The organism is Hyalangium versicolor, from assembly GCF_020103695.1.
GTDB lineage: Bacteria > Myxococcota > Myxococcia > Myxococcales > Myxococcaceae > Hyalangium > Hyalangium versicolor.
This window is the reverse complement of record NZ_JAHXBF010000027.1, coordinates 65,554-89,775: the sequence shown is the minus strand read 5'-3', so window position 1 is coordinate 89,775 and position 24,222 is coordinate 65,554. Positions and strand designations below refer to the sequence as shown.

Here is a 24,222-nt window from a genome sequence, read left to right as displayed (position 1 = left end):
CCTCCGCTGGGACCACCCAAAGTCCAAGGCTCCCTTGCTTTGGAAACTATTGAGCAATGGACACCCACAGATACCAGAGAAGGGCGGTCCCGAGGCTGCACGGGATGAGGAGGCTGCCCGCCTCCACCAGCATGAGCGTTCCCGTGTCTCCGGTGGTCAGCAGCAAGGGCACGGCAGCCAGCACCCACGTGAGGCCGAGGATCAGCGCGCGCCGCACGGGGCGCTTGCGCGGGGGCAGACGCCGCAGGAGCTGCTCTCGGAAACCATCGTCGGAGAGCCCGGTGGGCAACTGGCGCTGAAGCAGCGTGTCGAGCCAGGCCTCGTCATTGCGATTGTTCATGGGCTCTCCTCGAGCTGGCGGCGAAGCTTCTCCTTGGCTCGCGCGACATGGGTCTTGAGCGTTCCCACGGGGCAGTCGAGGACGAGCGCTGCCTCCTCGTGGGTCAACTCGTTGGCGTAGGTGAGGACGAGCGCGGCCCGCTCGCGGGGCCTCAGCAGGGCGAGCGCGCGCTCCAGATCGTGCCGCTCCAGGAGCCGGTCCGGGAGGGACACATCCGCACTCCCCTCCTCTAGGGCGAGCGGTTCCTGCGAGACATCGCGGCGGCTTCGGTCCTTGCTGAAGAACACGTTGCAGGCGATGCGGTAGAGCCAGGAGGAGAACTTCGCACCGCCGCGATAACCGTGCAGCCCGCGGTAGGCGCGCAGGAAGGTCTCCTGGGCCAGATCATCCGCCTGCGCCAGGTCTCCTCCGGTCAGCCGGCGCAGCAGGCCTCGCACGGCGGACTGGTGCCGCGCGACCAGCTCGCCAAAGGCGCGCCGGTCGTCACGCACGAGCACTCGCGAGATGAGCTCGGCGTCCGAAGGGGCTTCAGGAGGAGAGGCCATGGGACGAGCGGATTACGGCTAGAGCTCCGGAGCGAGTTCGGCCGACAGAGGCCCCTTGGTTCGCTGCAGGTGCCAGACGATCAGGTGGCCCACGCCAATGCAGAACAGCGTCAGCCCGGCGCCCCACGCGCCTCTGACGCCAGGGAGAGCGGCCAGGAAGATGGCCAGCCCCAGCCCCGAGGTGGCCAGGATGATGCCCCGCCGCAGATCCGACGGCTTGCGCGCAGGAGGCTCCAGCAGGGCCGGGGGAATCTCCGCGCCCTTCTCCACCATCAAGCGCACCGATGCATGGAGCTGGCGCGTCTTCAGGAAGCTGACCAGCAGCCAGGCCAAGAAACCCGTCAGCAGACAACCGCTGAGGGAGCAGAAGATGACGACGGGGATGGGGTCGAAGCGGATCCCGGCCCGGTGGGACGCGCGATCCTGGAGCAGGTGGTAGAGCTGGTCGGACGTGAGCCGGCCCGAGGGATCGGCCTGCCGGATCTCGTCCTGCAGCTCCTGGAACTCCGTCCTCTGAGCGCGAACCTGGGGAGGCTGCGGGGCGGCAGGCGGTGAGGCGGGCGCCTCCGGGGAGGCAACGGATTGGGCCTGGCTCGTTCCCGAAAGGGTAGCCAGCAGGCACACCGTGAGCACGTATCTCTTCATCAGGGGGCTCCTTCCAGCGATTTTCCGGACGTTGAGACTCTCCCACCCGGGCTCTTGGATTCACCCCCCTCGTTTTTCTCGTCACCGAGAAAGCTGTCACGGAGTCTTCAGATCAGACCTGGCCGCAGGTGGAGGCCTTCACGACCGAGGAGGGGGCAAGGGAACCGTCTCTGGGACGGACTCCCTCCAGACCGTGTTCGGCTCAGGGAGCGCGAACCCCTCGAAGGCCACCGCGAGACTGTCTTCGCGTGCCTGAAGCCGGTACCACCAGCCCACCGGGAGCAGCAGCATCTCGCCAGCCCCCAGCTCCACCGTCAGGCGGAGCGCGGGCGGGGTGCTGCCCTCCTCCGGGTCTTGCGTGACGCGATGGAGTTCGAACGAGGGAACCAGTTCCAGGACACACCGCCCCGAGACCTGACAGCGCAGCAGGTTCTTCCGCAGCGGGCGAAGAGCCAGCTCCGCTCCCGTGCGCTCGAGACAGAGCTGCGGCGCGCTCACCTGAAGATCCGCGGAGGCGTATCCGCGAGGCGGCTCGAACTCTTCCAGCAACGGCTTCCACTCCTCACGCCCCAGCAAGGGCGCATGGAGGACCTCGCCCTCTTGGGAGATCCGAGCCCGCGTCCACCTGCCGAGCGCCGGCCACGCCGCGAGTGCGCCCTGGACCACCACCGGCCGATTGCGAAAGTAGTAGCGCTCGAAGAAGACCTCCGGGGACAGCGCCGCGTGACGGTCCACGCCCTGGTGCGCGCCGGACTGCCGGTAGAACTCGGCATAGACGTCCAGGAGCGTCTCCATCTTCCGCTGCATCTGCGCCACGCGCACGGCCCCCTGGAAGTGAGGGTCCTGCGTCTCGGCCACGATGGCCGCGCGCGCCAGCTCCACGTCTACGTCCGACTTCACCAACACCTGCACCAGCTCTTCCGCCTCGACTCCGAGCAGGAGGTTCTCGACGAGCCACTCCCTCCACTCGGCCGAGAGCGAGCGAGGGCCACCGCCCGAGTCCGCGCTCATGGGGTCTCCACCTTTCTCATCTCAGCGCCCTCCCCGTCCGGGTCCGGGCCGATCCAGCAGTTGCGCCAGTACGTGTTCCTCTCGGGGAGGTCAAAGCTCACGAACGTCACGGAGATGCTCACGTCCAAGGCCTGCACCGCATGCCACCACCCCACGGGAATCAACAGGGCATCGCCAGGCCCCACCACGAAGTCCAGCACCGTGGCGTGCTCGAACTCCGGGAAGCGCGCGGGATCCGGCGTCCGGGGATCCACCGCGCTGTAGAGCCCCTGGTGGTTGTAGGCGCGCAGCAGCTCGAAGGAAGGGATGAGCCGGAAACGCTTGCGCCCGAGCACCTGGCAGAACAGGACGTTGAGGTGATCGTGATGCAGGGCAGCCCAGGTACCCGCGGGACCGAACCACAGGTGGACGCTGTCGGGGACGTGGACCTCGGGACGGATGAAGCCCTGGGGGGCGCGGATGTCCTCCAGCAGCGGACGAAAGGCCTCGCGCTTCAACAGGCTGTTGCGCGCCACCATGTAGATGTCGTTCGTCTCCTGCGAGCGCTGGAGCCGCGCGACATACTCTCGCATCGAGAGCGAGGCCCTCAGGCGCTCGGCGTGGAGGTCTGGCTGGGCCTCGGCGTCCCGTCCGGCCATCACCTCCACCTGCGCATCTCCGAAACGGTCCGCGAAGAAATCAGGCGACCACCGCTGCAGCGCCGGCCAGTCCGCGAGCAGTCCTTCGATGATCACGGGCCGGTTCTGGAAGTAGTAGCGCTCGAAGAACTCGGAGGGAGCGAGCCGCGCCCGGCGTTCGGCTTGCTGTGCCGTACCCGACTGCTGGTAGAGCGCGCTGTAGGCCTCCAGGAGGGACTTCAGCCGCGCCCGGCGCGGCAAGAGGCGTAAGGCCTTGCGCACGGCGGGATGTGCCGCGGCGGCCTCGAGTTCCGCGCGCGCCCGCTCGGGGGCAAGGCCCGCCTGGAGCAGCGAGGAGAGCAGCACCGCCTGGGAGACGCCCAGGGCGAGGTTCTCGGCGATCCACTCCCGTATCGCGGGCGTGGAAGAAGCCTGGCGCTCATCCTTCATGATGCAGGTATGATACGAGCACGCACGGCATTCAAAGCGAGGACTCCATGTCAGGCAACAGTGACTCTTCGTCGAAGCAGGGCCGCAACACCTGGGTGATCGTCCCCAATCCGTTCATCGTGCCGGATCCTCCGCCGAACCCGGGCGAGGAATCCTTCGAGCGGAGCAAGCGCAAGCCGACGGCTCCCCCGTCCAAGCCGCCGCTGGCGCGCTGAGCGCCTCTCAGCCCCGGAGCGGCACCTCGGCTCACAGCAGCCGCCAGGGCGTGTTGCCGCCCGGGACTTCGAACGTCTGGAACGACACGGACACGCTCACGTCCAGGGCGTGGACCCAGTGCCACCAGCCCACCGGGATGAAGAGCAGCTCTCCCGGCTCGAGCACCGCCTCCACCACATCCACTTTGCGGTACGCGGGGAACCGTTCGAAGTCCGGGCGCGTGGCATCCACCTCGCTCCAGACGCCGTGGTGGTTGTAGAGGCAGTGGAGCTCGAAGGACGGGATGAGCTTGAAGTGCTTCCGCCCGTGGACCTGGGCGAAGAGGATGTTGGACAGATCGTGGTGCAGCCCGGTGAGCGTTCCGGCGGGGCCTACCCAGAGCTTCACGGTCCGGTCCCGGACCGGGCGCAGGAACCCTTCGAGCGGGCGCACATCGTCGTAGAGGCTCCGCAGTTCCGGCCGCTCCAGAGCGAAGTTACGAGCGGTGAGGTAGAGATCATTGGTGGGTCCGCCGCGCAGCAGCCGCTGGATGAAGTCCCTCAAGGGCATCACCGAGCGGAAGCGATCGGGCTCGAGATCATGGACCGGATCGCTCTCCCGGCCCGCCATCACCTCCACCTGGACATCCCCGAAGCGCTCGGCGAGCCGCTCCGGGCGCCAGTTCTCCATCGCGGGCCAGTCCTTCATCAGCCCCTGGAGGATGATGGGGCGGTGCGCGTAGTAGTAGCGCTCGAAGAACTCGCTCGCGCAGACATCGGCTCGACGCTCCAGGCGCTCGTGCCAGCCGGACTGGCGGTGCAGCGTGGAGTACGCCTCGAACAGCGAGCGGAGCTCTTCCTGCCTCCGGGTGACACGTGTCGCCGCGACCACCGCCGGGTGGCTCCGAGCGGCCTCCACCTCGGCCCGGGCCGTGGCGGGCTCCACGCCCTGCTTCACCAAGCGCTCCGCCAGCAACTCCGGGGCAATCCCACGCGTGAGGTTTTCAGCCAGCCAGGCTCGCTGTTCCGCGCCGAGGGACTGGGGCTCCGTCTGTGCCATGGTGCGGCCCAGGACACCACGGCCCGGATCCGAGATCCAGGATGGATGGCAATCGTCAGGACAGGACAGAAGGGCTGCCCGCGAGGATTGCTTGTGAGCGAGCTACCCGCTCCACACCCTTTTCTGACAATCTCTCGGCCTCTCGAATCCAAGGGAGAACCCCTCGATGGCGGAACTTGTTCAAGAGGCAGTCAACGCCATGGAGGAGCACACCGGGACGGTCAAGGGGTACCGCCGAGCCCATCCCAGGGGGCTGGTGTTCCACGCGACCTTCACTCCAACGCCTGAAGCCCGGGCGCTGACGACCGCGGAGCACTTCCAGGGTCCACCTGTTCATACGCTCGTGCGGTTCTCGAATGCCTCCGGGAGCCCTTATGCTCCGGACCATCAGGAGGGTCGCCAGGGAGCGGTGCTGGGCCTCGCGGTGCGGTTCGATCTGGCCTCGGGCAAGCACGCCACCTGGGCCGCCGCGACCATCCCGGCCTTCATCGCCCGAAATCCCAAGGAGTTCCTCCAGATCACCCGAGCACAGCGGGCCGGCGGCTCACCGAATCCCCTGCGCATGGCCTGGTACATCCTGACGCACCTCCACACGCTCACCGGCATCAAGGGGATTGTCGGAAACAAGCCGACGCCCAGCTTCGCTCACTGCCAGTACAACAGTGTCCACGCCTACCACCTGGTGGATGCACAGGGTCAGCGCAGGGCCTTTCGCTACCGTTGGGAGCCCTCGGCAGGAGTGGCCACGTTGCCCCCCGCGGAGGCCCGGCAGCGCCCGGCGCAGTATCTGCTCGACGAGATCCGCGAGCGCGTCACCCGCGAGCGTGTCTCGTGGAACCTCGTCTTCCAGTTGGCCAACCCGGGCGATGCGACCCACGACGCAACCCGGCCCTGGCCCGAGAACCGACAGAAGGTAGCGGCGGGGCAGTTGACGCTCGATACGCTGTACGAGGATCAGCGAGAGTCCGAGCTGTTCGTCTTCGATCCCACCGGCGTGGTGCCGGGCATCGAGCTGTCCGATGACCCGATCCTGCACTTCCGTTCGAAGGTGTACTCGGAGTCGTTCAACCGCCGCTCCCACGAGACGAAGCCCGAGCCCAAGCCCGCCGACATGCGACAATGAAGCGCGGGGTTCGCCCGTGACGCACCATGTTATCGCTGTCTTCAGGTGCGAAACTGACGCGGCGTGTTGAACTCCCAACAGCTCGGGTCCACTCCCAGCTCTCTGCTCCGGGATGAGCCGGAGCGGGCCCGCATCAGAAACACCTGGGAAGCAAAACCTCCTGGTTCACGCCGAGCGGATTTGATGGAGTGCGCGCGTCTCCCCCGCGTCCGGCACGTGTCTCGCGCGTGCCGCGGCGCCCTTCCCCGGAGTCACACCATGAAGAGATCGCATCCTGTCTCCACGGCTCTCGTCGGACTTGGATTGTTGCTCGGCGCCGACAGCGCGCTGGCCGCCACCACGTTGACCATCGGCACCGTCAACAACGGCGACATGATCCGCATGCAAGCGCTCTCGAAGACCTACAAGGAGCAGCACCCCGACGTGGAGCTGAACTGGGTGGTGCTCGAGGAGAACACGCTGCGCCAGCGCCTCACCACGGACATCACCACCGGAGGCGGCCAGTTCGACGTCATCACCATCGGGGCCTACGAGGCGCCCATGTGGGCCCGCAAGAGCTGGATCACCCCGCTGGAGAAGTTCTCGCCCACGTATGACGTGGACGACCTGATGCCCAACGTGCGCAAGCAGCTGAGCGTGGACAACAAGCTCTACGCGCTGCCCTTCTACTCCGAGGGCTCCATCACCTACTACCGTACGGATCTCTTCACGGCCAAGGGCCTGAAGATGCCGGAGGAGCCCACGTGGGAGCAGATCCGCGGCTTCGCGGAGAAGCTGCACGATCCCTCCAAGAACGTGTACGGCATCTGTCTTCGCGGCAAGGCGGGCTGGGGCGAGAACATGGCCCTGGTCACCACCATCGTGAACGCCTACGGTGGCCGCTGGTTCGACGAGAACTGGGAGCCGCAGCTCAACTCGCCCGAGTGGAAGCAGGCGGTGACCTTCTACGTGGACCTGCTGAGCAAGTTCGGCCCGCCGGGCCCCAGCAGCAACGGCTTCAACGAGAACCTCACGCTGTTCAACTCGGGCAAGTGCGCCATGTGGGTGGACGCGAGCGTGGCGGGCGCCTTCGTCACCGACAAGACGCAGAGCCAGGTGACGGACAAGGTGGGCTTCGCCAAGGCGCCGCGCAACGTCACCGAGAAGGGGAGTTCCTGGCTGTGGACGTGGGCGCTGGCCATCCCCACCAGCTCCAAGCAGCAGCAGGCCGCCTCGGACTTCATCCAGTGGGCCACCTCCAAGGAGTACGGCACCCTGGTGGCCAAGAAGTACGGCATCTCCGCCATGCCGCCGGGCACCCGCAAGTCCACCTACGCCAACGCCGAGTACATGAAGGCCACGCCGTTCGCGCGCATCACCCTGGAGGCCATCCAGACGGCCAACCCGGACTCGCCCACGCTCAAGCCGGTGCCGTACACCGGCGTGCAGTTCGCCACCATCCCCGAGTTCCAGGCCATCGGTACGCAGGTGGGCAAGAGCATCTCGGGCGCCCTGGCGGGCACCACCAAGGTGGACGCGGAGCTGCCCACCCTGAACGAGGCGGTGAAGCGCACCATGAGCCGCGCGGGCTACTACAAGAAGAAGTAGCCTCGCGTTGATACTCCAGGAGCCTTTGAGATGACCGCAGCTACCCGCGAATCCCGACGTGTCGGCCGGCTCACGGCCTCGCCGGCGATCTTCCTGCTGTTCGTATGGATGATCGTCCCGCTGGTCATGACGGTGTACTTCTCGACGCAGAACTACGTCCTGCTCAATCCAGAGAACCGGGACTTCGCGGGCCTGGAGAACTTCACCTATTTCCTCTCGTCCCCGAGCTTCCTGCACAGCCTGCTCATCACCCTGGTGCTGGTGGGCAGCGTGCTGGCCATCACCGTGGTGTTGGGGGTGCTCATCAGCGTGCTGGTGGACGCGAAGTTCGCCGGGCAGGGGGTGGTGCGCATCCTGCTCATCTCACCGTTCTTCATCATGCCCACGGTGAGCGCACTCGTCTGGAAGAACCTGTTGATGAACCCGGTCTCGGGCCTGTTCGCGTGGATGTTCCAGTTGGTGGGCGCCACGCCCGTCAACTGGTTCGCTGACTGGCCCCTGCTCTCGGTCATCATCATCGTGGCGTGGGAGTGGCTGCCCTTCGCCATCCTCGTCTTCGTGACGTCCCTGCAGTCGATGGACCAGGAGCAGAAGGAAGCCGCGCAGATGGACGGCGCCACGCCGGTGGCCATCTTCCGCTTCCTCACGCTGCCGCACCTGTCGCGGCCCATCGCGGTGGTGGTCATGGTGGAGACCATCTTCCTGCTCAACATCTTCGCGGAGATCTTCACCACCACCAGTGGCGGTCCGGGAGACGCGACGACCAACCTGCCCTACCTCGTCTTCACCCAGGCCCTGCTCGAGTTCGACGTGGGCTCGGCCTCCGCGGGTGGCCTGGTGGCCGTGGTGCTCGCCAACCTGGTCGCCGCCCTGCTGCTCGGCGTGTTCGGCAAGTCGCTCACCCGGGCCTGACCTGAAAAAGACGACGGAGCATGGACACTCCCCTGTCCATGCTCCGTCTGAGCCTTCACGGAATCGGGAGAGCCCTTTCGGGCTCACCCACCCGCGAAGATGTGATCAAACATCGCCGGGCTCAGCGAACCGGACGGAATCTCCACCGCCGTCGCGTTCTTCACCTGCGCCGCCCGCTGATCGGCCAACTGCTGCTTGTACGCCGCGTTGAACAGCTCGTTCTCGGCCATGGTCTGCTTCTGGAACTGCGCGCGCTCCTCGGGAGTGGCTCCCTTGGTGTAGTTGCGCACGTCCTGGCTGTAGTTCGGGTTGGTCATCTTGTTGTGCGCGTTGCGCAGCGAGTCCTTCGCCTCCACTCCGTCGAAGCTGGCGCCCACTCGCAGCCGGCCACCCGCCCCCAGCGCTCCGCCCAGGTCCACCACGCCGCTGTAGACGCCGCGGTTGACGCCGGCCCCCGCGTTGAACGCGTACCCGACACCCACCATCTTGCCCGCCGTCACGTCGCCCTGGAACGGGCCCACCTTGCCTGAGACGCCGCCACCGGCCTGCACTCCGGCGATGGCGCTGCTCGACACCTTGGCCATGTACGTGTGCTGCTTGCGGTCCGCCACCAGCGAGGCCTCGTGAGAGGTGGAGGCGGTCGCATCCGAGAAGCCGTGCGCGCCCACGCCGAAGTTCTTGTTGAACTTGTGATCCACGGTGCCGTTGACGTTGTAGAGCTGCGCCTTGCCCTCGAGCTTGCCGTGAGCGGCCAGCGCCTGTTCGCCGGAGTTCTTGTTCGCCCGCAGCTCGTACTCACCGCCCACCTTCGCCCCGGGGCCCTCGGCGCTCGCCTTCCACTCGGTCCGCCCGTAGCGGCCCTGGTGGCTGTCCTCCACCCGCGCCGCCGCCGAGGTGTACGACGCCTCGGCCGCGCCCTCTCGGGTGAACCGGCCGTTGCTGTTCTCGTTGGCGTACGAGTAGCCGTACTTCTTCTCGTTGGCGACCACGTTGTTGCTGCTGGGGCCACCGGTGTTGCTCTTCATCATGTCCTGGATGCGCCGGCTCTCCAGGCGGCTCTCCGTCTTCTGCTCGGCCTTGGTGCCCGGCGCTCCCGTGTACGAGCTCACCGGCTTGCCCACGCGGTCCGACAGGTCCGACTTGTAGCTGGTCGGCGCCGAGAGGTCCGAGCGCCCCAGGGACGAGATTTCGCCGGTGCCGGCCAGGCCGTGCGTCGAGTTCACCACGACGCCTCCCGGCGCGCTGAAGAGCTGGCCGCCCGGCTTCACATCCGTCGGGTTGTTGGAGGCCATCAACTGCGGAGCATTCGACCGGCGCTGGTTGGACAGCAGGCCCTCGTTGCGGCGAGTCAGCCCATAACCCTCGGGCGCCTTCGGCTCGCTCTTGGCGAACAGGCTGCGGGCCGTGCCCTGCGAACTCACCGCGGGCTTGCTCGGGTTGTGGACGCCACGTGCCTGCGTCGGGCTGCGGGGGGTCAGCGCGGTGGCCTTGGGGGTGGCGGACAGCGAAGAAGGGCGGAGCGAGCGGAAGCCGATGCGAGCCATGGTGGAAGCTCCTTCGAGGGACCTCTTCGCGACGGGTACGAAGAGGTGATGCCATGTCCCTTAGCATCCGACATGCCACACCTGAGACTCACCTCCAGCGGCATCGACTCGCGTGATTTCAGGAGGTTACGTCAGACAGGAGGTACCCGGCGCCTGGAGGCTGATGTGGGCGGTCACCAGGGCTGAGAGTGCGGTCACCACCTGGAGCGCGTTCGGATTGACGCCGGTCCGAACGTTCGGACCGGCGTAAGGAGCTCAGTGCACGCGCGCCCGAGGCAGGTTGGAGGGTGCCGGGAAGCCCCCGAACGTCTCCACACCCGTCAGCCCCTGCGCCGAGCTGGTCCCGCACACCAGCGCCGCCAGGTCCGTGGCGCGACGGCCCAGGTCATCGAAGGTCCTCGGCGCCAGCGTCCACGGATCCCTCACCGTGCCTCCTCTCAGGAACACCGACAGCACCGCCTGGCGGCCCGCCGCCCGAGGCGAGATGTGCGTGAAGTCCGTGCCTGTCTCCCCCGCGTGGCACCCGCTGCACGTGTTCAGCGAGAACTTGTGCCGGGCCTCGGTGTTGACCGCCGGCGCCCGCCAGAAGAACCCCTCCGGCACCTGCGCCGATGCTCCGAGGAACGGCACCCCGCCGATGCGCTCCGGCACCACGTGCTGCTCGGCCAGGATGTCCGCCTGGTTCGCCCGGATGTAATCCCTCAGCATGTTCGAGTTCTCGAACCCGAGATCCGGCGTCAGCTTCACCGTCGTGGGCCGCAGCCCCGTCTCCGTGAGGTTGAACTCGCGCATCTCCCAGGGCTCGGCCAGGACGAACTCGTTGGTGCGGATCTGGTTGAGCGCGTTGCCAAATGGCCGCCCCGCCATCACCCCCGTCTTCGCGAAGCGGTCCGTCAGCGCCTGCAGCTTCGCGTTGTAGTTCGGGTGGTTCAGGCCCAACTGGCCCAATTCGTGCCAGTCCTTCGCCCAGCGCTGGATGGCCTCCGGGCTGCCTCCCGGCAGCGCGAACTCCAGGATGACGGTGAACTCGAGCGGGTTGCCCTGCGGGTCCAGCACCCCGAACACGAACCGGCCCTCACCCGACTGGACTCCAGGGTTGCGCAGGTCCATGCGGTTCATGATGGCCAGCAGCCGGAACGGCGCCTTGCTGAAGTCCAGCGGCTGGTTCGCTCCGCCGCTCTTCGCCTCCCAAGGCCCGAGCACCCGCGACAGCATCTGAGAGCGCGCCGGCAGGGTGATTCCGTTGATCGTCTGCGGCGTGGTCCACGTCTTCAGCCATTGGCGCACCAGCGCGGAGGGATCCTGGTCTCCCGCCATCGCCTTCATCAACGTGCCGAAGCTCCACGCCCCGCCCGGCACCGTGCGCACCGGATCCTCCACCACCGAGAGCGCCGTGATGGCCAGCTCCGCGGAGCGGCTGATGGTGCACGTGGAGGGACTGCACGCGTAGGTGGACTCGCAGCCGTTGGCCGCGTTCCCATCGCAGTCGTATCGGCCCACGGCGCACGCGTTGCCGCACGTCCCCGCCACGCACACGCCCACCGCGTCTCCGGGCGTATCGCAGCTCGTGGAGCAGGTGCCGCAGTGATTCGGATCCTCCGTGAGGTTCACCTCGCAGCCATTGGCGGGGTTGCCGTCACAGTTGGCGTAGCCCGGTGCGCACGGTGTGTCGTACTTGGGGCCCTCGACACACACGGACTCGTTGAGCGCGGCGTCCCGAGCGGCGACGAACACACGGCGGACCGTGGCTCCGCCCGCGGCCTGGACGGTGAGATTCGCGCTGAAGGCGCCACTCGCGTTCGCGAACACGGTGGCGGCCGGGATGCCCGTGCACTGCGCGTCGATGAAGATCCCCACCTCCGCTCCGGCCTCCGTGGTGCCCCTCACACGCAGCGCCTGCTGATTCGTCCCATACTGCCAGGTGGCCTCGGTGATCACCGGAGGCGGAGGAGGCGTGGTGTCGTCCTCGCCCGGGTTCTCATATCCCCCGGGCGCCGGGATGCTGCTGCACCCCGAGACGTTCCCCGCGGACTCATACGCCCGGGCCGAGTAGTAGGTCTCGGAGTACTCGGAGAGGTTGATGCGCACCTGGGCGTAGCCCCTCGCGCAGGTGTTCGCCTCGGCCACGGGAGTGCCGGAACAACTGTCACCCCGGTAGACGCGGATGACGTCGTTCGCCTCCGCCTGCGCCTGCAGGAGCGGGAATGGCGAGGAGTCCGTGGAGCTCACCCACGAAAGGAACGGCCTGGGGGGCGGGTTGAAGTCCACGGAGATGTGCCCTCCCGTGCCTTCGTTGTTGCGCTCATCCGCCTCGAACGTGAAGTCGTCGAAATCCGCCGCGGCCAGCAGGTAGTAGCTCGTCTCGGGCAGGTCCACGAACCCCACCTGCGCGCTCGCATCCCGGCAGCTTCCCGCAGGCACGCTGATCCGCGAGCTGGTGGCCACCCACGTGTCTCGCGTATCGAGGGTGTTGTCCTTCGAGAGGAAGAAGGACACGTCGGTGACACCGAAGATGTTCCCTCGGTTGCAGAGCTTCGCATGAACTTCCTTCAGGGAGTCACCGCCCAGGACCGAAGGGCCCGTCAGCGAGTCGATGAAGAAGTCCACCCCCTCGACGCTGTTGGATCCGTCCGGCACCGTAGGGCCATCCGGGAAGTCGTCATCCCAATCCGAGGGGGGACCCACGTAGCAGCCCGCGAGAGTGCCCGCGAGCGCGAGTGCCAACCACCGTTGCATCCGCATGAGAGGCCTGCCTTCAGGGTGAAGAGCTGTCGGTCCTCCCCGCGTCTCGACGACGCCCGCCCCCGCCCGCCTCATGGACCCACCATTGGCCGAGACGGACGGGTAGCGGTTCTATTCACTCCGAGTCGTGAGCCACGAGCCCCAGCGCACGAGCCGCGTGCCGCCCTCGGACTCACGCTTGCCACCGGCCACCACGCGCTCGGTGCCGCTGGCGAACGGGTCGAAGCGTGCCTCATAGGGCAGGCCCGCGAGCACCGGGGCCCACGGCTCGGCCGCGTAGGTCTGCGAGAAGACGCGCGGAGTGCCCTCGACGGTCTCGGTGCTCTGCTCGGTGAGGACGGGCACGCTGCGGTCCTCCACCGTCAAGGTGCCACGGGTGCCAGAGGCAGCAGCGGCAGGAGGCCAATCCCCCGCGGCCAGAGCACCCCAGGGCAGGTTCATCACCAGGTCCTCGAGGGGCTCGGGCTCGGCCTGGGAGAAGTCCGAGCAGGGTGCGGCCTTGGGATCGACGGGCCCCTCGGTGCGCAGAAGGTAGCCGCGCTCGGCGGCGAAGCACACGCGCTGCACACTCGGCGGGCCGCCCACGTCCACGTACCGCTCGTAGTACGCGCCCGGGCCCAGGGGCCGCTCCAGCGCGGGCACGGGAGCGGTGGCTCCGTCCGAGCCCTCGCGGAACTCGCGCAGCTTCAGAGTGAAGCCGCCCGGGAGGTGGAAGCCCGCTGCCTCGGAGCTCGCCTCGAGCAGGCCACGGGTGAGGTAGAGCGGGCCCGGCTCGGTAGCGTAGATGCGCGTGCGCAGGGGACCATCCACGGGGCGCTGGTCGCTGACGTAGCGCACGGCCTGCCAGTCCTGGCCCGCGCTGGAGAGGCGCTCGGCGGTGGCCTCACCCACGGGAGGCACACTGAGCGGGCGCGTCGTGTCCGCGCGAACGGGGAGGAGGAGGTCCTGCGCCAGCCGCGCCTGGGCCGGGGGCTTGCCGGCCTCGTCGGTAAAGGCAACGCGCACCCAGACCCAGGGCTGCTGCACGGCCACCACCTCCAGCGTCAGCTGGCCGCCGAGGGTGCGCGCGTAGCCACTGCCGCGGGGATCAGGTCCTTGGGTCGCGGAGAAGGAGTAGGTGACCCGATCACCCACGCGAGCGCGCTTCCAGGCATCCGCGGCCTGCGTGAGCGCAGGCGCCTGGGCCTGCGTGTCGGAAGAGGAGGAGAGGTTCGCGTTGCTGCTCGCGCAGCCCGGGAGGATGGACAGGGCCGCGCCCAGCAGCGCGGTGATGCGAAGGGGTGAGTGGCGCATATAGCGGGAGGGACGGGGTACAGTGAGAGTGTATTCACCCGAGCGCCGTTGGGGCCTTTGCCAGGTGACCGATTCAAGGACAGCTCTGTCCAGAACGTGAACATTCAGTCACGGCAAGCGAAAGCGCTGTCAGGACAGCTCTTTACGCCCCCGGTTGTCACGCCCCTTTACAACTGACCCCAGAGAACCTGGAGTATGGGTACTCCATGTAATTCTCAAAAGGCGGGCTATTCCCCTCTGAGAACATGAGTGGCCCGGCACTTGCTCAGGGAAGGGGCACGCTGTCCGCGGCTGGTGGGTAGCCAGGCGGCAGCGCATCCCCCGACTCAGAGGAAAACAAGAATGTTCAAGAAAGCGGCTGTCCTCGTGGTGAGCTGTGGTGCGTTGCTGACCGGCTGCGGCGGCACCGATGCCCAGAGCGAGAACGAGGAGATCGTCTCCAACCTGAAGGACGCTGGCTTCCCGGCCGACGACATCCAGGTCATCGATGGCGCCGTGTACGTGGGCCGCGACGCTCACGTGACCCTCGAGGCGTCCCGCGAGATGCTCCAGACGGACGGCAAGACCCAGGAGCAGTACCGGACGACCAACCTGGTCAGCAGCTCCGTGACGAAGATCTGCATCAACCCCACCTCTACCTTCAACAGCTACAGCCGCCTGAGCCAGGGCCTCGATCTGGCCATCGAGAACTACAACCAGCTGGGCCTGAGCTTCACCCTGGTGCGCAACTCCACCAGCGGCTGCAGCGCCACCATCGTCGCCCAGACGTCGACGGCCACGGGCGGCTCCTCCGGCTTCCCCTCCGGCGGCAAGCCCTACGGCACGATCAACATCGGCACCCCGCTGCAGAGCTACAGCGTGGACGTGAACGAGCACGTCATCACCCACGAGATCGGCCACACGATCGGCTTCCGTCACTCGGACTACTACAACCGCGCCATCAGCTGCGGTGGTACGGCCACCAACGAGGGTGCCTCGACGGTGGGCGCCATCCTCATCTCCGGCACGCCGAGCACCGCCACGGTGGGCGGCTCCGTGATGAACTCCTGCTTCCGGTCCACCGAGACCGGTGAGTGGACCAGCTCGGACAAGACCGCGCTGAACGCCCTCTACTGAGAAATGGCACAATAGCCCCCTGGGCCATTCATGACTCTGTGGGGTTGGATTTTCGCGGGCACCGTCGTCCTGGGCATTACCGCCTGTGGATCGTCGGTGCCCGCTGTTCCCCAGGTGTGTGGGAACGCGAAGAGGCCGGAGGTTCATAGCCTCGTGCAGTGTGGTCCGACGCAGGATTTCACCCCCATCAACAGCTACCAGGGTGAGTTCGCTGACGTCGTGCAGGGCCCGGAAGACGCCGTCGTCATGATTGACGGGCGGTGCACCGGGACGCTGATCCAAGCGAGCGAGGGGCCGGTGGTGTTGACCGCGGGGCACTGTGTCGCGCTGGGCGACCGGGATGTGGTGGTCTTCAACTTCGAGGACGATGCCGACGGCGACACGCTGATCACCGAGGGCACGGTCATCGAGCAGGCGGACGAGCCCGACTATGCGCTCATCCAGCTCGACACGCTTCCCACGGTGACACCTGTCCTCCTGACATCCCAGGCCAGCGAGCGGCTGGCCATCATCCAGCATCCCCGAGGTCATCCCAAGGTCATCGCCGAAGGCGAGTACCTGGATTCGTGTGATCAGCTTGTCTACTACACGGACCTGGACACCCTGGTCGGGAGCTCCGGCGCGGGCGTGCTCAATCGCCAGGGATACCTGCTGGGCGTCCACACCGACGGCAATTGCGACGAGAAGGGCGGCGGCGACAACTGGGGCTGGACCGCGGAGGCCATTGTCGAAGCGTCGCCGTACCTGGAGAGCTCCGACATCGCCTCGCGCTGATTCAGTTCGGCTCGAACCGAGCGACAGCAGGGACGGAGGGGCTGCGGCAAGTTCTTGCCAGCGGGCAAACACCTCCCAGCAACTTCTTGCCGGGAGCAGCGGCTCCCCGATGAGGCTACGAGAGCGGGCCGAGCACAGCGTGCCATTGGCATGAGGGGTGCTCCTAAGCGCGCTCCACATGTTTCACGCGAGATACCTCCGGTCTGCTTCATCCTTCTTGCTCAGGCTCTTCCCGCTGTTGATGGGCATCCTGTGGCTCCACTGCACCCCTTCTGTTCCTGCCAACGAGGAGCGAGCGCGAGCCGCCGAAGCCTGGCGTCGGGCGCCTGGAAACGACACCGCGCTGGAGCTGGCACGCGCCTACTTCCCGGAATTCGCTGAGCGGATGAAGGAGGAAGCGCCGCAGCTGCCCGTCAACCCCACGGCGGCCCTGCGTGTGAAGCTGCCAGCCACCGAGGACGGAGCTCTGGAGATCAGCACCCGCGGTGTTGTCTTCCAAGTGCGACAGGAAGCAGGCAGCACTCCCTCTTCGCGGGATGGGACGAGCGCCACCTTCTATGGAGCCCGGCATTTCTGGACCCCCGTGGGGGCAGGAACCGTGGAGGAGCCAGGGCTGTGGGTGACACAGCGGGTAGAGGAGTACGTAGTGATGGAGGGGGGAGGACAGCCCTTCCGAGCGAACTACGAGATCACCGTGCCCGAGAGCGTGGCATCGGTGAGGGACGCGGGGGACTACCTGGAGTTCCTGGACGGCCAGGAGGTGCCCGTGCTGCGGATGCACCGCGCTGTGGCGCGAGACACCACGGGACTCAGCCGCCAGGGCCAGATGCGGATGCAGGGCCTCGCAGCCGAGCCGAGCCTCGGACAAGAAGGACGCGCCCCGCTGGCGCTGAAGGGCCGCACCCTGCAGGTCGAGATGACGGTGGAGTTGGAGGACCTGGAGGGCCCCATCGTCGTGGATCCAGGCTGGAGCTCCACCGGCTCCATGTCCACGGTCCGGAGTGGACCCAAGGCGACACTGCTCCCCTCGGGCAAGGTGCTTGCCTCCGGGGGCCGCAATGCCAACAACACCCTCCTGACCAGCGCGGAGTTGTATGACCCCGCGACGGGCACCTGGGCTTCCACCGGCTCCATGGCATCGGCTCGAGGGGGCAACACGGCGACGCTGTTGCCCAATGGCAAGGTCCTCGTCGCCGGGGGCTCCGACGGCGTCTTCTCTCTATCCAGCGCGGAGCTGTATGACCCCGCGACGGGCACCTGGGCTTCCACGGGCCGACTGACCGTTGCGCGCGACAGCCACACGGCGACGCTGCTGCCCAATGGCAAGGTCCTCGTGGTGGGCGGCGTGAATCCCAACTGGGAGGCCACCGCGGAGCTATACGATCCCGCGACAGGCACCTGGGCTCCCACCAACGCACCCGCCATCTTTCGCGAAATCCACACGGCGACACTGCTCCCCAATGGCAGGGTGCTCATTGTTGGAGGCCGGGGAGGCCCGCTGTTGGACACGCTGACCACCGCGGAGGTGTACAACCCGGCAACGGGCACCTGGACTTCCACGGGCTCCATGACCACGCCCCGAGAGGGCCACACGGCGACACTGCTGCCCAATGGCAAGGTCCTGGTGGCCGGGGGATTCGACGGCAACAACCTCCTGTCGAACGCAGAGGTGTACAACCCTGCAACGGGCACCTGGACCTCCGCGGGCTCCATGTCCGTGAGTCGAGACGGCCACTCGGCGACGCTACTGCCCGATGGCAAGGTGCTCATGATCGGAGGAACGTACACCCCCAACACGGAGGTGTATGACCCGGGAACAGGTAGCTGGGCTGCCGCCGGCACCCTGACCTCGGAACGAGACGGCCACTCGGCGACGCTGCTGCCCAATGGCAAGGTCCTGGTGGCTGGGAGCGGCTTCCCCAACTATCTGGCCACTGCCGAGCTGTATGATCCCGGAGCAGGCACCTGCACCTCGACCGGCACTCTGGCTTCGGCCCGAAACAGCCACACATCGACGTTGCTGCCCAATGGCAAGGTCCTCGCCGCCGGCGGCTCCGACGGCAACGGCACCCTGGCCAGCGCGGAAGTGTATGACCCGGCAACGAGTAGCTGGGCTGCGACCGGCTCCCTCGTCTCGGCCCGCGGCAATCACAAGGCGACGCTGCTGCCCAATGGCAAGGTCCTCGTCACCGGTGGCCAGAACAGCAGCGCTCTGGCCAGCGCGGAAGTGTATGACTCCTCGACAGGCACGTGGACTTCCACGGGCTCCCTGGCCTCGGCTCGAAGCAGCCACTCGGCAACGCTGCTCTCCAATGGCAAGGTCCTCGTGACCGGTGGCTCCAATGGCAATGCCCTGACCAGCGCGGAGGTGTATGACCCCGCGGCGGGCACCTGGGCTGCAACCGGCTCCATGGTCTCGGCTCGAAGCAACCACACGGCGACGCTGCTGCCCACTGGCAAGGTCCTCGTCACCGGTGGCGCCAACGGCAGCGGCTCCCTGGCCAGCGCGGAAGTGTATGACCCGGCAACAGGCACCTGGGCCGCGACCGGCTCCATGGCCTCGGCTCGAAGCAGCCACGCAGCGACGCTGCTGCCCAATGGCAAGATCCTCGTCACCGGTGGCCAGAACGGCAGCGCCCTGTCCAGCGCGGCGGTGTATGACTCCACGACGGGCACGTGGACTTCCACGGGCTCCATGGCCGCAGGCCGCCTCTCGCATACAGCAACCCTGCTGCCCACTGGCAAGGTGATCGTCGCTGGGGGCACTGATGGCACCGGAACCCTGGCCAGCGTGGAGGTGTATGAGTCTGGGACGGGCACCTGGGTTTCCACGGGCTCCATGAAAGCCTCTCGCGGAGGCCATACGGCGACGTTGCTACCCCAGGGCAAGGTGCTCTTCGCCGGGGGTTCGAACAACGGCAGTGCCCTGGCCAGCGCGGAGGTGTACGAGGACACGGGAGCCAGCGATGCGTGGCGCCCCAAGGTCCAGACCTCGATCTTGAGGCCGGGCGCGACCGCCAACGTGACCGGGAGCGGCTTCCGCGGAGTCTCGGAGGCAAGCAGCGGCGGCACCCGGAACTCCGCCACCCAGGTCCCCTTGCTCAGCCTGAGCGCCGTGGAAGGAGGAGCGCTGACGAGAATGCCTGGAGGAACCTTCTCGGACACGGTGGTGACGACCACAGTGCCGTCCGTTCCGGAAGGCTCCTATCTCCTCACGGTCACCACGAATGCCATCCCGGGCGGGAAGCTGGTGGTCCTGCAAGGGACGCCCATGCTGCCCCCCGTGGTGGTGACGCCAGCCAGCGACGCCGTGGTGAACACCCGGAGCCCCGCCATCTCCGGGACGGCCGAAGCTGGCAGCACGGTGACCGTCTTTGTGGATGTGACAGTCGCGGGGATAGCGACGGCCAATGGGTCGGGGAGCTGGAGCCTCACTCCAACCTTTTCGCTCGCACAAGGGCTCCACTCGGTCACAGCGCGGGCGACGGATGCGGCTGGCAACACCGGCCCTGTATCCAACCCCCGCTCCTTCACCGTGGACTCGGTGGCGCCCGCGGCCCCGTCGGTGGTGACACCAGCTCGCGACGCCGTGGTGAATACCGCGACGCCCCTCATCTCCGGAAAGGCCGAGGCTGGCAGTACGGTGTCCGTGACCTTGGATGGGTCAGCGGCGAGGACGGCCATCGCCGATGGTTCAGGGAACTGGAACCTCACCCCGAGCACTCCACTTGCGCAGGGGACTCACGCCCTCTCGGCGTGGGCAACGGATGCGGCCGGCAATGTGAGCCCCTATTCCTCCCTCTCCTTCAGAGTGGATTCGCTGGCACCTGCCATCCCCGAGGTGCTGACACCAGCCAATGGCGCTGTGGTGAAGACCGCGACGCCTGTCATCTCTGGGACAGCCGAGGCTGGCAGTCGCGTGTCCATCTCCCTCGATGGGACAACGCTGGGGCCAGTGGTCACCGATGGCTCCAGGAACTGGAGCTTCACCCCAAGCACCGCGCTGGCGCAGGGAGCTCATTCCATCACGGCGCAAGCGACGGATGCCGTCGGCAATACCAGCCCCGCCTCCAGTCCTCTCTCCTTCACCGTGGACACAGTGGCGCCTGAGGCCCCGGTGGTGGTGACACCAGCCAGTGGTGCTGTGGTGACTACCGAGACGCCCGTCATCTCCGGAACCGCCGAAGCCGGCAGCACCGTCACGGTTTCCTTGGACGGAATGGAGGCGGGGTTGGTGGTGGCCGATGGCGCGGGAAACTGGAGCTTCACTCCGAACACCGCGCTTGAGCAGGGAGCTCACTCCGTCACGGCGCGGGCGACGGATGCGGCCAGTAATACCAGCTCCGCTTCCACCGCCCGCTCCTTCACCGTGGACACGGTGGCGCCCGAGGCCCCGGTAGTGCTGACGCCCACCAATGGCGCCACGGTGAATACGGCGACGCCCATCCTCTCTGGGACCGCCGAAGCCGGCAGCACGGTCATCCTCTCCCTCGATGGCAAGGTCGTCGGAAGCATCGTTGCGAACACCGATGGAACCTGGAGCTTCCAAGTCGAGGAAGCCCTTGCGTCGGGAAGCCACACGCTGACAGTCAGCGCGGTGGATGCCGTGGGCAACCAGGGCTCGGCCTCCGTCCCGACTGCCTTCACGATCACGCTCACCCAGCCCCCGGACCCGCCGCTTCCGGCCAAGGCAGGAGGCTGCACCGCAGCCCCCACTTCCGCCGCGAGCTGGGTGGCTGTTGTCCTCGCCATCGCCTGCCTGCGCCGCCGACGCGCTCTGACTCGCGGTCATCCCTGAGCGGTAGGGCGGACAATCACCTCGCTCACATCCACTTCGTCCGGCTGTTCGATGGCGAATGCGATCGCGCGAGCAATCGCATCCGGTGAGATCGCGAGCTTCTCCCGGGCCTCTTCGGCCTGGGCTCTCATCTCGGGATTCTTGAAATGATCCGGGAAGTTCGTCCGGATCATTCCAGGAGAGATGATCGTCACACGCAGCTTGTCACCTGCTTCCTGGCGCAAGCCCTCGGAGAGGGCGCGCACGGCGAACTTCGTTCCGGCGTAGACCGACTGGGTCGGGACGATGCGATGGGCCGAGGTCGAGGCGATGTTGACGAAGTGCCCGGAGCCTTGCTTGCGAAAGACAGGCAGCGCCGCCGCGATGCCGAACAGAACGCCTTTGAGGTTGGTGTCGACCATCTCCTCCCAGTCGTCGACGCGCAGCTCGTCCAGGGGAGAGACGGCCATGGAGCCCGCATTGTTGATGAGGACGTCAATCCTGCCGTACCGCTCACAGGCCAGGCGGATGAGGCCGGAGACGTCGTCGCGACGCCTCACGTCCGTCCGCGCGGAGACGGCTTCTCCTCCGGTGCGCGCGATGCGGGCCGCCAGCGCCTCGAGACGCTCCACTCCACGCGCACCGAGGACGACCTTCGCACCGCGCTCGGCGAGAAGGAGCGCCGTTGCCTCGCCGATACCGCTGCTCGCGCCTGTGATGGCAACCACCTTGCCCTGAATGCCTGACATGCCGTCTTCCTTTCCGCGCCCCTCCATGACGGGGCCAGTGGAGCCAAGGCATAGCCAGCGGCCGGACAGCGGGCTTGGGCACTCTTGGCGGCACGTGCACCGCAAGATCGCCCAAGCCACGGCGGAGGCGCGCGTTAGAATCCAGGAGTGAGCCCTCCCCTTCGCGCCGTCTCTGACGGCCCACTCTCCATCCGGACCTTCCTGCTCCCTGAGCTGCCGGGCGTGCAGGTGGTGCGCTACAGGACCGACACCCGGCTGTGGCACTCCGTGAAGGAATACTTCGCGGTGGTGATGACGTACTCAGGCCGCGCGGAGTGGTGGGGCCGTGGCAAGGTCCGGTCCACCACTCCCCGGACGATCGACCTCAAGCAGAAGGGAGAAGTCCACCGCGATCTGCGCCGTGATGGCCCCTCGCGATTCCAGGTGATCACCTTCGAGGAAGCGTTCATCACCGAGGCCCGTGAGGCATTGGGCTCCCCAGCCTCCTCCCACCTCCGGAGGCTCCAGCTCGATCGGGAGCAGGCGGCGGCGGCGCCCTTCGTCCGCCTCCATGCGCTGCTCGACGAGGACAGGGTGGAGCCTTCCCATCCACTGGAACTCCAGACAGCGTTGACCGAGGCGCTCTCCGCGCTGGCCATGTGCTTCGGTGACTCGGACGAGCCGAAGCAGGGCTCGCACAGGCCCGTTCGCCTGGCGCTCGAGGCACTGCACGACGCCCTGGAGCAGGGCATCACGCTGGAGGCCCTGGCCCGGCACGCGGGCATGGACAAGTTCCACCTGTGCCGCGTCTTCCGGGAAGAGGTGGGGATGCCGCCCTACGCGTACCTCACCCACCTGCGCATCTCCCGGGCCCGGCGGCTGCTGTCCCAGGGGCTGACACCCTCGGAGGTCGCGCTCCGGGTGGGGCTCTACGACCAGAGCCAGCTCAACCGCCATTTCAAGCGCATCGTCGGGCTCACTCCGGGCCAGTTCGCCCGCGCCGTGCAGTAGGGCCGAAATGCGAACGGGCACGCGGGGGTGGCCCGCGTGCCCGTGAATCAACCTACGGCTCTCAGGCTCAGGACGCCGGGAAGATGCTGTCGAACATCTTCGGGTCCAGCTGGCCGGAGGGGATGTCCACGCCGAGGATGCGATCCTCGCGGGTGCTCTTGCCGGCCGGGTAGTTGTTCAGCTGCGCGGACAGCGCGTTCTCGCGAGTGGTCTGCGACTGTGTCGACAGCTGGCGGAACAGCTCGTTCTGCTCGGCCACCTGCTTCTGGAACTGCATGCGCTCCTCGGGGGTGGCACCCTTGGTGTAGTTGCGCACGTCCTGGCTGTAGTTCGGGTTGGTCATCTTGTTGTGCGCGTTGCGCAGCGAGTCCTTCGCCTCCACTCCGTCGAAGCTGGCGCCCACTCGCAGACGGCCGCCCGCGCCCATCGCACCGCCCAGGTCCACCACGCCGCTGGCGACGCCGTTGTTGACGCCCGCGCCCGTGTTGAACACGTAGCCGGCACCCACCAGCTTGGCCGCCGTCACGTCACCGCGGAAGGGACCGAACTTGCCCGAGACACCGCCACCGGCCTGCACGCCAGCGATGTTGGCGCTGGACAGCTTGCCCATATAGGTGTGGTTCTTGCGGTCGGCCACCAGCGAGGCCTCGTTGGAGGAGAAGGCGCTGGCCTCGGAGAAGCCGTGGGCGCCCACGCCGAACTGGTTGTTGAACTTGTGGTCCACCGTGCCGTTGACGTTATAGAGCTGCGCCTTGCCCTCGAGCTTGCCGTGAGCGGCCAGCGCCTGCTCGCCGGGGTTCGTGTTGAGGCGCGCCTCGTACTCGCCGGACAGCTTGGCCCCGGGGCCCTCGGCGGAGGCCTTGTAATCGGTACGGCCGAAGCGGCTGTCGACGGTGTTCTCCACCTTCACATTGCCCGTCGAGTAGGACAGCTCGCCGGAGCCCGCGAGCGTGTGGCGCCCGTTCTCGTTCTCCTTCACCCACGAGCGGCCGGCCTTGGCCTCGTTGAGCGTCACGCCGTTGTGGCCCGGGTCGCCCGAGTTGCCCACGAAGGGCCGGTGGTAGGACTTGTGCTCCTTGGAAACCTCGGCCTTGGTGTCGGGGGCGCCGATGTACTGATCCGGCGCCTTGCCGCGGCGGTCGCCCATGTTGGGGCGGTAGCTGGCGGGAGCCGACACGTCCGAGCCGTTCAGCGAAGTCACGTGGCCGGTGCCACCCAGCCCGTGGGTCGCGTCCACGCGCGCCCCGTTGCCCGGGCCGCCAAACAGCTCGCCGCCCGGCTTCACATCCGGGAAGTTGTTGGAGGCCATCACCTGCGGCGGGGTGCTCAGGTGCGGCTTGGCCGGCGTCAGGCCCTCATTGCGGCGCTGCAGGCCGTGCCCCTCGGGAGCCGCGGGAGCCTTCTGGAAGCCATTGCGGGGGTTGCTGGTCAGACCGCGAGCCGTGCCCTCGGACGTCACCGCGGGGCGAGACGGGTTGTGGATGCCCCGCGTCAGCGACGGGTTGCGGGAGGTCAATCCAGGGGCGGCCTTGGGAGCGGAAGCAAAGGAAGACGGGCGGAGCGAACGGAAACCGATGCGGGCCATGACAGTATCTCCTTCGGGGTACCGCATCCGTGGGTGGAGCGGAGGGTGATGCCTTGTCCCTTAGCATCCGACATGCCACACCTCAGATCCCACCCTTGCCCGCATACGCCCACCTGATTCCAGGGGGTTACGTGTGGAGGGGGGAAGACTGGTGGCTGGGGACTGGTG

General features: G+C 67.3%; 19 protein-coding genes. 8 read left to right on the top strand and 11 right to left on the bottom strand.

The window, feature by feature from the left end:
• Positions 1–46: 46 nt before the first annotated feature.
• The 5 genes from KY501_RS41840 to KY501_RS41820 all read right to left on the bottom strand — a co-directional run bounded on the left by KY501_RS41840 (position 47) and on the right by KY501_RS41820 (position 3,608).
• Entirely contained in the window at positions 47–340 is a 294-nt protein-coding gene (locus KY501_RS41840) for a hypothetical protein (RefSeq protein ID WP_224369626.1), read from the bottom strand.
• Positions 337–885 (bottom strand): RNA polymerase sigma factor, encoded by a 549-nt coding sequence (locus KY501_RS41835; protein WP_224369625.1) that lies wholly within the window; start codon positions 883–885, stop codon positions 337–339. The genes KY501_RS41840 and KY501_RS41835 overlap by 4 nt, the downstream gene beginning before the upstream one ends.
• 18 nt (positions 886–903) lie before the next feature.
• Positions 904–1,530 carry a DUF6249 domain-containing protein gene (locus tag KY501_RS41830; RefSeq protein ID WP_224369624.1) on the bottom strand — a complete coding sequence of 209 codons (627 nt, stop codon included), beginning with the start codon at positions 1,528–1,530 and terminating at the stop codon, positions 904–906.
• Positions 1,531–1,668: 138 nt separating this feature from the next.
• Positions 1,669–2,541 carry a cupin domain-containing protein gene (locus tag KY501_RS41825; RefSeq protein ID WP_224369623.1) on the bottom strand — a complete coding sequence of 291 codons (873 nt, stop codon included), beginning with the start codon at positions 2,539–2,541 and terminating at the stop codon, positions 1,669–1,671.
• Complete coding sequence (locus tag KY501_RS41820) at positions 2,538–3,608, bottom strand: cupin-like domain-containing protein (protein ID WP_224369621.1); 1,071 nt, start codon at positions 3,606–3,608, stop codon at positions 2,538–2,540. The genes KY501_RS41825 and KY501_RS41820 overlap by 4 nt, the downstream gene beginning before the upstream one ends.
• Before the next feature lie 47 nt (positions 3,609–3,655).
• Here KY501_RS41820 and KY501_RS41815 point away from each other — a divergent pair, with 47 nt between their 5' ends.
• Positions 3,656–3,823, top strand: coding sequence for a hypothetical protein (locus KY501_RS41815; RefSeq protein WP_224369619.1), 168 nt, complete (start codon positions 3,656–3,658; stop codon positions 3,821–3,823).
• 31 nt (positions 3,824–3,854) lie between these two features.
• On the opposite strand, the gene KY501_RS41810 is transcribed toward KY501_RS41815, so the two are convergent.
• The gene (locus KY501_RS41810) at positions 3,855–4,862 is read right to left on the bottom strand and encodes a cupin-like domain-containing protein (RefSeq protein WP_224369617.1); all 1,008 of its coding nucleotides are present in this window, start codon (positions 4,860–4,862) and stop codon (positions 3,855–3,857) included.
• A 166-nt stretch (positions 4,863–5,028) separates the two neighbouring features.
• On the opposite strand from KY501_RS41810, the gene KY501_RS41805 reads away from it, so the two are divergent.
• From KY501_RS41805 to KY501_RS41795, 3 genes are all read left to right on the top strand, one after another.
• Positions 5,029–5,985, top strand: a complete 957-nt coding sequence (locus KY501_RS41805) for a catalase family peroxidase (protein ID WP_224369615.1) — start codon at positions 5,029–5,031, stop codon at positions 5,983–5,985.
• 258 nt (positions 5,986–6,243) lie between these two features.
• The gene (locus KY501_RS41800; protein WP_224369613.1) at positions 6,244–7,572 is read left to right on the top strand and encodes an ABC transporter substrate-binding protein; all 1,329 of its coding nucleotides are present in this window, start codon (positions 6,244–6,246) and stop codon (positions 7,570–7,572) included.
• Positions 7,573–7,602: 30 nt separating this feature from the next.
• Positions 7,603–8,484 (top strand): carbohydrate ABC transporter permease, encoded by an 882-nt coding sequence (locus KY501_RS41795; protein ID WP_224369611.1) that lies wholly within the window; start codon positions 7,603–7,605, stop codon positions 8,482–8,484.
• Positions 8,485–8,567: 83 nt separating this feature from the next.
• Here the strand turns inward: KY501_RS41795 and KY501_RS41790 are convergent, their stop codons facing one another.
• The 3 genes from KY501_RS41790 to KY501_RS41780 form a co-directional block, all read right to left on the bottom strand.
• Positions 8,568–10,028, bottom strand: coding sequence for a hypothetical protein (locus KY501_RS41790; protein WP_224369609.1), 1,461 nt, complete (start codon positions 10,026–10,028; stop codon positions 8,568–8,570).
• A 255-nt stretch (positions 10,029–10,283) separates the two neighbouring features.
• Positions 10,284–12,770, bottom strand: coding sequence for a hypothetical protein (locus KY501_RS41785; RefSeq protein WP_224369607.1), 2,487 nt, complete (start codon positions 12,768–12,770; stop codon positions 10,284–10,286).
• 111 nt (positions 12,771–12,881) lie between these two features.
• Positions 12,882–14,063, bottom strand: a complete 1,182-nt coding sequence (locus KY501_RS41780) for a DUF6068 family protein (protein ID WP_224369606.1) — start codon at positions 14,061–14,063, stop codon at positions 12,882–12,884.
• A 342-nt stretch (positions 14,064–14,405) separates the two neighbouring features.
• Here KY501_RS41780 and KY501_RS41775 point away from each other — a divergent pair, with 342 nt between their 5' ends.
• From KY501_RS41775 to KY501_RS41765, 3 genes are all read left to right on the top strand, one after another.
• A complete protein-coding gene (locus tag KY501_RS41775) occupies positions 14,406–15,179 on the top strand; it encodes a zinc-dependent metalloprotease (RefSeq protein WP_224369603.1) in 774 nt (257 codons plus the stop codon).
• A 153-nt stretch (positions 15,180–15,332) separates the two neighbouring features.
• Complete coding sequence (locus tag KY501_RS41770; protein ID WP_224369601.1) at positions 15,333–15,953, top strand: trypsin-like serine peptidase; 621 nt, start codon at positions 15,333–15,335, stop codon at positions 15,951–15,953.
• Positions 15,954–16,170: 217 nt separating this feature from the next.
• Positions 16,171–20,751 (top strand): Ig-like domain-containing protein, encoded by a 4,581-nt coding sequence (locus KY501_RS41765; RefSeq protein WP_224369599.1) that lies wholly within the window; start codon positions 16,171–16,173, stop codon positions 20,749–20,751.
• Here KY501_RS41765 and KY501_RS41760 read toward each other — a convergent pair.
• Positions 20,742–21,479, bottom strand: a complete 738-nt coding sequence (locus KY501_RS41760; RefSeq protein ID WP_224369597.1) for an SDR family oxidoreductase — start codon at positions 21,477–21,479, stop codon at positions 20,742–20,744. The two genes, KY501_RS41765 and KY501_RS41760, sit on opposite strands and share 10 nt — an antisense overlap.
• 147 nt (positions 21,480–21,626) lie before the next feature.
• Here KY501_RS41760 and KY501_RS41755 point away from each other — a divergent pair, with 147 nt between their 5' ends.
• On the top strand, positions 21,627–22,469 hold the full coding sequence (locus KY501_RS41755) for a helix-turn-helix transcriptional regulator (RefSeq protein WP_224369595.1): 843 nt from the start codon (positions 21,627–21,629) through the stop codon (positions 22,467–22,469).
• A gap of 67 nt (positions 22,470–22,536) precedes the next feature.
• Here the strand turns inward: KY501_RS41755 and KY501_RS41750 are convergent, their stop codons facing one another.
• The gene (locus KY501_RS41750) at positions 22,537–24,054 is read right to left on the bottom strand and encodes a hypothetical protein (RefSeq protein ID WP_224369593.1); all 1,518 of its coding nucleotides are present in this window, start codon (positions 24,052–24,054) and stop codon (positions 22,537–22,539) included.
• Between the last annotated feature and the right edge of the window lie 168 nt (positions 24,055–24,222).

Coding starts and splice junctions, on each gene's coding strand:
- KY501_RS41835 (WP_224369625.1), bottom strand. CDS start 885: ATGGCCTCTCCTCCTGAAGCCCCTTCGGACGCCGAGCTCATCTCGCGA.
- KY501_RS41795 (WP_224369611.1), top strand. CDS start 7,603: ATGACCGCAGCTACCCGCGAATCCCGACGTGTCGGCCGGCTCACGGCC.
- KY501_RS41805 (WP_224369615.1), top strand. CDS start 5,029: ATGGCGGAACTTGTTCAAGAGGCAGTCAACGCCATGGAGGAGCACACC.
- KY501_RS41785 (WP_224369607.1), bottom strand. CDS start 12,770: ATGCGGATGCAACGGTGGTTGGCACTCGCGCTCGCGGGCACTCTCGCG.
- KY501_RS41800 (WP_224369613.1), top strand. CDS start 6,244: ATGAAGAGATCGCATCCTGTCTCCACGGCTCTCGTCGGACTTGGATTG.
- KY501_RS41830 (WP_224369624.1), bottom strand. CDS start 1,530: ATGAAGAGATACGTGCTCACGGTGTGCCTGCTGGCTACCCTTTCGGGA.
- KY501_RS41825 (WP_224369623.1), bottom strand. CDS start 2,541: ATGAGCGCGGACTCGGGCGGTGGCCCTCGCTCGCTCTCGGCCGAGTGG.
- KY501_RS41840 (WP_224369626.1), bottom strand. CDS start 340: ATGAACAATCGCAATGACGAGGCCTGGCTCGACACGCTGCTTCAGCGC.
- KY501_RS41815 (WP_224369619.1), top strand. CDS start 3,656: ATGTCAGGCAACAGTGACTCTTCGTCGAAGCAGGGCCGCAACACCTGG.
- KY501_RS41820 (WP_224369621.1), bottom strand. CDS start 3,608: ATGAAGGATGAGCGCCAGGCTTCTTCCACGCCCGCGATACGGGAGTGG.
- KY501_RS41780 (WP_224369606.1), bottom strand. CDS start 14,063: ATGCGCCACTCACCCCTTCGCATCACCGCGCTGCTGGGCGCGGCCCTG.
- KY501_RS41760 (WP_224369597.1), bottom strand. CDS start 21,479: ATGTCAGGCATTCAGGGCAAGGTGGTTGCCATCACAGGCGCGAGCAGC.
- KY501_RS41750 (WP_224369593.1), bottom strand. CDS start 24,054: ATGGCCCGCATCGGTTTCCGTTCGCTCCGCCCGTCTTCCTTTGCTTCC.
- KY501_RS41810 (WP_224369617.1), bottom strand. CDS start 4,862: ATGGCACAGACGGAGCCCCAGTCCCTCGGCGCGGAACAGCGAGCCTGG.
- KY501_RS41775 (WP_224369603.1), top strand. CDS start 14,406: ATGTTCAAGAAAGCGGCTGTCCTCGTGGTGAGCTGTGGTGCGTTGCTG.
- KY501_RS41790 (WP_224369609.1), bottom strand. CDS start 10,028: ATGGCTCGCATCGGCTTCCGCTCGCTCCGCCCTTCTTCGCTGTCCGCC.